This window comes from Novipirellula sp. (assembly GCF_041583735.1).
Classification (GTDB): domain Bacteria; phylum Planctomycetota; class Planctomycetia; order Pirellulales; family Pirellulaceae; genus Novipirellula.
The window spans coordinates 1-8,185 of the sequence record NZ_JBFHFD010000392.1 but is presented as its reverse complement, the minus strand read 5'-3'; the positions used below and the strand labels follow the sequence as shown (position 1 = coordinate 8,185).

6 protein-coding genes are annotated in these 8,185 nt (G+C 55.6%); 5 read left to right on the top strand and 1 reads right to left on the bottom strand.

Annotated elements, in window-relative coordinates; genetic code table 11:
* The 4 genes from ABX962_RS23610 to ABX962_RS23595 form a co-directional block, all read left to right on the top strand.
* On the top strand, positions 1-2,844 hold a 2,844-nt coding region (locus ABX962_RS23610; protein ID WP_372722887.1), incomplete at its 5' end, for a Calx-beta domain-containing protein.
* 280 nt (positions 2,845-3,124) lie between these two features.
* Positions 3,125-3,769, top strand: a complete 645-nt coding sequence (locus ABX962_RS23605) for a hypothetical protein (RefSeq protein WP_372722885.1) — start codon at positions 3,125-3,127, stop codon at positions 3,767-3,769.
* Positions 3,770-3,779: 10 nt separating this feature from the next.
* Positions 3,780-4,214 (top strand): hypothetical protein, encoded by a 435-nt coding sequence (locus ABX962_RS23600; protein ID WP_372722884.1) that lies wholly within the window; start codon positions 3,780-3,782, stop codon positions 4,212-4,214.
* A gap of 72 nt (positions 4,215-4,286) precedes the next feature.
* Complete coding sequence (locus ABX962_RS23595; protein WP_372722882.1) at positions 4,287-5,111, top strand: SDR family NAD(P)-dependent oxidoreductase; 825 nt, start codon at positions 4,287-4,289, stop codon at positions 5,109-5,111.
* A gap of 40 nt (positions 5,112-5,151) precedes the next feature.
* On the opposite strand, the gene ABX962_RS23590 is transcribed toward ABX962_RS23595, so the two are convergent.
* The gene (locus ABX962_RS23590; RefSeq protein WP_372722880.1) at positions 5,152-6,141 is read right to left on the bottom strand and encodes an ROK family protein; all 990 of its coding nucleotides are present in this window, start codon (positions 6,139-6,141) and stop codon (positions 5,152-5,154) included.
* Positions 6,142-6,466: 325 nt separating this feature from the next.
* On the opposite strand from ABX962_RS23590, the gene ABX962_RS23585 reads away from it, so the two are divergent.
* Positions 6,467-8,185 (top strand): Orn/Lys/Arg decarboxylase N-terminal domain-containing protein (locus ABX962_RS23585; RefSeq protein WP_372722878.1); only part of this gene is annotated, 1,719 nt, incomplete at its 3' end.

The window sequence follows — 8,185 nt, the reverse complement described above, 5'->3', positions numbered from 1 at the left end:
ATCGCTGGTGGTGTCCCCGAAGCAAACGGTGGCGATGAAGACACGCTGGACAACGTCTTTGACGCTCTCAGCATCCCTGTCTTCATCAACGCTCCGGTCCAAGGGTTGACCTTTGAGGTGACACCGGGCGAAGACAGCAACGGCGAATCGTTCTTGATCTATGGATTTTTGGAAGAGCCTGACGCACAAGGCAACGACAATTCCCGTCCAGTACCTTTGGATCAAGTCCGCTTTGACGCCGACGCCCGATTCGTCATCAACGCGACCGTCGATGGCGGCTCGACCCAACCTGGTACGATCGCAATCTCGCCAGCCACCATCACGCTGGATGAAGGCGATACCGGAACCACAACCGCCACCTTCACCGTCACTCGAACCGGGGGCACCGATGGTGCTGTGTCCGTTCAGTTCGCAACGGCCGACGGTTCTGCGACAGCCGGAGAGGACTACGTTGCCAAGACACAAACCGTCACCTTCGCCGCAGGGGATGGAGTCTCTAAGACAATTACCGTTGACATCAACGGGGATATCGTGGTCGAACCCAATGAAACGTTCACCGCCACCCTCAGTGGTGTTACCGGTGGTGCAACGTTAGGTACATCCACGTCGACAGTAACGATCACGAACGATGACGTGGCTGCGACCCCGGGGACCATTTCGATTTCCCCTGCGACGATTTCTATCGCAGAAGGAAATAGTGGCACCAAGCAAGCAACGTTTACGATCACTCGCACCGGCGGTACAAGTGGTGCAGTGTCCGTTCAGTTTGCTACGGCCAATGGTACAGCGACAGCCGGAGAGGACTACGTTGCCAAAACACAAACGGTAAACTTCGCAGACGGCGATGGAGCAGCAAAGACTGTCACCGTTGACATCAATGGCGATACCGCAGTTGAACTCGACGAAACGTTCACAGCCACCCTCAGTGGTGCGACCGGTGGTGCATCATTGGGCGCGTCGACATCCACAGTGACCATCACTAACGATGACGTGGCGACCAATGCGGGAACCATTTCGATCTCGCCTGCGACGATTTCTATTGCCGAAGGAAACAGTGGCACCAAGCAAGCGACGTTTACGATCTCACGCACCGGCGGTACCACGGGTGTTGTTTCGGTTCAGTTCGCTACTGCCAATGGTACAGCGACGGCCGGATCGGACTACGTTGCCAAAACACAAACCGTCACTTTTGCTGATGGTGATGGAGCAGCGAAGACCGTCACCGTTGACATCAATGGCGATACCGCAGTCGAACTCGACGAAACGTTCACCGCCACCCTCAGTGGTGCGACCGGTGGTGCATCCCTAGGCACGACCACTTCGACGGTGACCATCACCAACGACGACGTGGCAACCAGCCCGGGCACGATTTCGATCTCCCCCGCCACAATTTCGATTGTCGAAGGAAACAGCGGCACCAAGCAAGCGACGTTTACGATCGCTCGAACGGGTGGTACCGCTGGCGCCGTCTCGGTTCAGTTCGCGACCGCCAACGGTACAGCGACAGCCGGATCGGACTACGTTGCCAAAACACAAACCGTTACGTTTGCCGATGGCGATGGAGCTTCCAAGACCGTCACCGTTGACATCAATGGCGATACCGCAGTCGAACTCGACGAAACGTTCACCGCCAGCATCAGTGCAGCGACCGGTGGTGCATCGCTGGGAACCACCACATCGACAGTCACAATCACGAACGACGATGTGGTCGTCGTAAATCCAGGAACCATCTCGCTCTCTCCTGCAACGATCTCGGTTAACGAGAGCGGACCGGTTGCGACCTTTACGGTCACCCGAACCGGTGGATCGGACGGTGTGGTTTCGGCAGTGTTCGCCACGTCCAACGGCACCGCGATCGCCGGAGCCGATTACACCGGCAAAACGGAGACCGTCACGTTCGCCGATGGCGACAGTGCTACGAAAACGATTACCGTTTCGATCATTGACGACACCGTCGACGAGCCGAATGAGACATTCAACGTCACATTGACCGGTGCGACTGGCGGTGCCGTCCTCGGTGCAAGTGCGTCTGCGGTCACGATCATCGATAACGACCCAACCGACCCTGGAACAGGATCCACTGTTGCGGGATCGATTTTCATCGACAAAGTTGAAAATCTTCAAGAAGTCATCAACTCGCCAGGTTTGGTCGCTCCATTCCGCGATGGCGTCAAGGACGCCGACGAGTCAGGCTTGGCCGGAGTTCGAGTGGAACTTCGCACAGCATCGGGTGAACTCGTCGCAACGGCCTTCACCGACATGAACGGAAGCTACCGCTTCACCGGCGTTTCCCAAGGATCGTATCGCCTTCGCTTCGGCGTCTCGGCGGCGAATACCTTCTTGTCGGGAAGCAATGAAATCCCAGTGACCGTAGGTGCCAGCGGCAGCTCGGTTGCTCCGGGCAACCTTCCCGTCCTTGGATTGTCGGCATCCATGTCCAACCTGGACATCCTGGCGTCGAGCTACTTGCGTGGCAACTCCGATGCAGCCAGTGCGTCGAACAACGGACGACGAGGCGGATCGGTTGCACTGGATTCCTCGGGCCACCAGATCTTCTTTATGGCGGCCGAAGGCTTTGATAACGTCGACTACAGCGAATTGCTGCTCAACGATGCCAAAGACGCGGCGATCCTGACGATTGTCGACGGAACCGATATCAAGACAGCTCTGCTGGACAAGAACGACTTTGTCATCAGCCGCGATGGCTCGGCACTGCAGTTCTTTGGTGGAATTGAAGAGCTTGGCTTTGTTAGCACCTCGAATCCGCTGAACTCGCAAGGCTTTAGCCAAGCAGCGATTGATGCCCTGTTCAGCCGAGCAGCAGAGATCGCCAACAATAACTAGTGATTTCCCCCACGTAATCGCTTCCATAAAAGCCCTGGTTGGTTACCGCCAATCAGGGCTTTTTTCGTGTTTGTCAAGGAAAGGGTCGCTCGCGGAGCGGCACGGGACCGCATCGTTAATAAGTCGCCACGCCCCCCCTCCCCCCGCAGGAGAAGCTGACTTGTGGTAAAACTTGGCGATTGCTGAATCCACGACTGTTTTCCTGGCAGACCACCCCCAAGCCATGGTCGCCAACAGGGTTTGTATCTCACCCCAAAACCTCCTTATTGCGACCCCAACCATGTCGAACCAAGACGATGTCAATCCGTTTGCTCGCCCTTCGGCCCCCAATCAACCCATCGACTCGAGCCAATCTGCCCCCCCACCCGTTGCTAATCCATACGTCCCCACATCGCACATTGGGCCAGTGCAAAGTGTGATTGGCGACGACGTCGAATCGGTGCGTCGTTACTATCTCAGCCACGAAGCCTCTGTGAAATCCATCGGGATTCTTTACATGCTGGGGGCGCTCTTCATGGTCCCGGCTGGCTTCTTTCTCATGCTCGCCCTGCTGATCCCCAGCGAGGAAGCACTCGCCCCCAGGATCGCGGCTGGAGCGGTGGGGTTTGCCTACTTTTCACTCGGACTGCTACAAGGTTTTACAGCCGTAGGGCTGCGAAGACTGCGTCCTTGGGCTCGTATCGTGGCAATCGTGTTCAGCGTGATCGGACTACTCGCGATTCCGCTTGGCACAATCATCTCGGCATTTATCCTTTACCTACTGTTAAGTGAAAAAGGGAAAATGGTGTTTTCACCCGACTACGAACAAGTCGTCGCACAAACGCCCCATATCAAATACAAGACATCGATCATCGTTTGGATCTTCCTGGGGCTATTGATTGCCTTGATTACATTTGGCGTTACCTTTGCCGTCATTGGCAGTTAAGATAACCGCCATGATGCGGTTTCAAACCAAGGAACATTTCATCGACATGCATACGATTCGACTTCGCTATCCTTGGACGAAACAGCGTCATCAGGACGGTACAGACGCGACGCGGGTGAACGTTCCCGAGCGTGACGAAGACGTGGCCAGAGCCGAGTCGCCAGCAGCGACCACCTACACTCGCAATTTCAATCGTCCCACCGGAATCGAATCGGACGATCGCGTTCGGCTGCGAATTACCAGCTGGCAAGGCAAGCTCGCGTCGCTACGGATTAACGGTCAACCGCAGTCGGCCGGCACTCCACCGCTGGAAATCGAACTGACGGACCAATGGGCTCTGCATAACAAAATCGAAATTCAAATCGATCCCATCGGCGGCGATCCGGTTCGGCTTGATGGCGATGTCACTCTCGAGATCCAAACGGGTGATGATGCCATGGCGTGATTTGCCGTGGTGTCGTTGGCGGCATCGCCTCCTTTCTTCACTCTGACGCGCAATCATGGATACTCAATCAACGTGAACATCACGAACACATCGCCCGTGGCATTGGTGACGGGAGGCTCGAGTGGCTTAGGCCTCGTGATTGCGAGAACCTTTCTTGATGCGGGGTACCGTGTTGTGATCGCAGGACGCGACACATCTCGCCTTGATGCTGCGAAAGCGTCGCTTGGACATGCCCCCTACGCTGCCACTGCTTGCTGCGATGTGACGACACAACAGGGTGCAGAGCATGCGGTACAGACGGCGACTTCGCAGTTCAGCCGACTTGATGTGCTGGTCAATTGCGTCGGAACAAGCGATCGAGGACTCGCTGAAAACCTGACTCTCGAGCGGCTTGACGAACTGATCCAGCAAAATGTTCACACCGCCCTGCTCTGCTCCGTCGCCGCAATCCCCCAACTCGAAATTCGCGAAGGGGTGATCATCAACATCGGTTCGCTCGCCTCCAAAGTCGGCGCTCGTTACTTGGGCGGCTACGTTACTGCGAAACATGCACTGGCGGGCCTGACCCAGCAAATGCGACTTGAACTAAAACCACGTGGGATCCACGTGGGATTGGTCAACCCCGGCCCGATACGACGCGAGGATGCTGGGTCACGCTACCAATCACGCGTGGAGCAAGACAGCGACGTTCCCGCGGCGGCAGCCAAACCCGGAGGCGGAACCAAAATCAAAGGCTTGAATCCCGAGACGGTTGCCACGGCGGTGCTGCAATGTGTCCGTTATCGCCGGCCCGACATGGTGTTACCACGGTACTTGCGGTTGCTGATCGCGGTGGGACACATCTCGCCGCGACTGGGCGATTGGCTGCTGCTGAAATTCACGTCATCCAAAGCATGAAGCGGATTTCAAATCCAAGAACAACGATGTCGCGGATCGATCAAACCTTGGGTGACGACTGTTGCCGTTTTGCCCAAGCGGCCGCGCCCATCGCACCGGCATCATCACCAAGTGTTGCGGCGACCACGTCAAAGGTATCTTTATAAACGGGCATCACGTGTTCGCGAGCCGATTTCTTGACCGCTTTGACAATCAGATCTTCCATCGCTTCGACCAATCCGCCGCCCAGTACAATTTTGTCAGGCGACAAGATATGAACGACATTGGCAACTGCGATTCCAATACTACATGCCGCCTCTTCGACAAGTTTACGAACGATGTCATCCCCCTTGGCGATCGCATCAGCCAATGCCCCACTGCGAATCTCACTCAGATCCGTACCCGCGCTTTTAAGTAGGTTCGGAGCATCGCCGCGAAACGCCGCTTTTGCGGCTTCCGCTGCGATCGTCAACCGACTCGCCTCGGCTTCGAGTGTGCCGGGGGTCGCCGAGCCCGAGGCGCGTGTATCCGAAGAAATCCGAGTGTGCCCGATTTCCATACACGAGAAGTTGGCGCCTTGCAGAATCTTGTCTTCATAAACGCATCCGCCACCGACGCCGGTCCCAGGAAAGATCCCGACAACACAACGCGATTTTTTGGCGGCACCAAATTGGTACTCGCCATACACCCCCGCATCGACATCGTTCATGACGGTGACGCCACAACCAAATCGTTTTGTTAGAAACCCTGCGACATCGACATCGTCCCACCCCAGATTGGGCGTGGTCAAGATGCGGCCTTTGGCAAGGTCGATCGGGCCAGGACATCCGATCCCAATCCCAGCAATTTGCTCCTTTGTCAGCTCGTTTTCGCTGAGCAAGCGTTCGATCGTCGAGGCGATCCGTTCGATTCCGTTATCGGATCCTTCGCGACCACGTGTTTTTCGCCGCCGACGCCCAAGGGGATTCCATTTTTCGTCGTAGGCAATCGCCAACATTTTTGTACCGCCAAGATCGAAGCCAATCCAAATGTTGTTTTCAGACGATGTCATGGAGGTTTCTGTTAAACACGAGGATTCGAAATAAACACGAGGAATCGAAAATCGATCAGCGGAATGAAATCGACGCAGTATCTCAGTACAAAATAAGAGCGAAACTTACCCGCACAATCAACCCGCCTTCGGCCAGAGCGACGCCTGCTTCGACGCGTGGCAACGCAATGCTCCGATTGTTGCGAGAGCGATCAACATGATCCTTCAGCTAGCAACCCGCCCCTCCCCTTCTCGACAATCGCTTCGATTTTCCGCAAGCCGACGCGACACCTGGACGATCGGTTTGTAGAATTTGTGCGACTTCTTTCTTCTCTTGAGAGCTCTAATGAAATTTCGCTTCCCCGTTCTGATCATTGACGAAGACTTTCGCTCTGAAAACACCTCTGGACTCGGTATTCGCGCGCTTGCCGAGGCGATGGAGGGTGAGGGTGCCGAAGTAATCGGAGCGACCAGCTATGGCGACCTGTCGCAATTCGCCCAACAACAATCGCGTGCTTCGGCATTTATCCTGTCGATCGATGACGAAGAGTTTCTAACACCGGACACCGAAGAGTCAGCGATCGCCAATCTTCGCGCCTTCATTCAAGAGATCCGTTTTAAGAACAACGATATCCCGATCTTCCTGTACGGCGAGACACGAACGTCCAGCCACATTCCGAATGACATTCTGCGAGAGCTGCATGGTTTCATTCATATGTTCGAGGACACTCCCGAGTTTGTCGCTCGGCACATTCTTCGCGAGGCTCGATCCTATACCGATGGACTAGCGCCTCCGTTTTTTCGCGCCTTGGTCCATTACGCCAACGATGGATCGTATTCGTGGCATTGCCCCGGTCACTCCGGCGGCGTCGCCTTTCTAAAGAGTCCTGTGGGCCAAATGTTCCACCAATTTTTTGGCGAGAACATGCTTCGTGCGGACGTTTGTAACGCCGTCGAAGAATTGGGACAACTGCTCGACCATACCGGTCCGGTTGCCGCGTCGGAACACAATGCGGCCCGAATTTTCAACGCGGACCATTGTTTCTTTGTCACCAACGGCACGTCGACGTCCAACAAGATGGTTTGGCACTCAACCGTCGCCTCGGGTGACATCGTGGTCGTCGACCGTAATTGCCACAAATCGATTTTGCACGCGATCATCATGACCGGCGCAGTGCCCGTCTTCTTAACCCCCACTCGCAACAACCTCGGATTGATCGGTCCGATTGCGTTGGATGAATTCCGACCGGAAAACATCCAAAAGAAGATCAACGCAAACCCGTTTGCTCGTGAAGCTCAAGCCAAGCACCCCGATCGCAAGCCCCGCATATTGACGATTACGCAAAGCACATACGACGGCGTGGTCTACAACGTCGAAATGCTAAAAGAGTTGCTGGATGGCCAAATCGACACATTGCACTTTGACGAAGCCTGGCTGCCACATGCCGCGTTTCATGATTTCTATCACAACATGCATGCGTTGGGACGCGATCGCCCCCGATGCAAGGAAGCGATGGTCTTTGCCACCCACTCGACTCACAAGTTGTTAGCGGGTATCTCGCAAGCGTCTCAAATTTTGGTCAAGGAATCGGAGACACAGAAGCTCGACCGACACATCTTCAACGAAGCCTATTTGATGCATTCGTCAACATCGCCTCAGTACGCGATCATCGCGTCATGCGACGTCGCTGCTGCGATGATGGAACCGCCTGGCGGGACTGCGTTGGTCGAAGAATCGATTGCCGAAGCGCTGAATTTCCGCCGTGCGATGCGGAAGGTCGACGCCGAGTGGGGCGATGATTGGTGGTTCCAAGTTTGGGGGCCGGACGAGATTGTCGACGATGGCATCGGCACGCAAGAGGACTGGATCTTGCATCCCGACGACAACTGGCACGGCTTCGGAAACCTTGCCGCCGGTTTCAATATGCTCGACCCGATCAAGGCGACCGTCGTCACACCGGGGCTAAGCGTCAATGGCGAGTTTGCCGAATCGGGTATCCCCGCTTCGATCGTGACACGCTACTTGGCCGAACACGGCGTCGTTGTCGAGAAAACCGGACTCTAT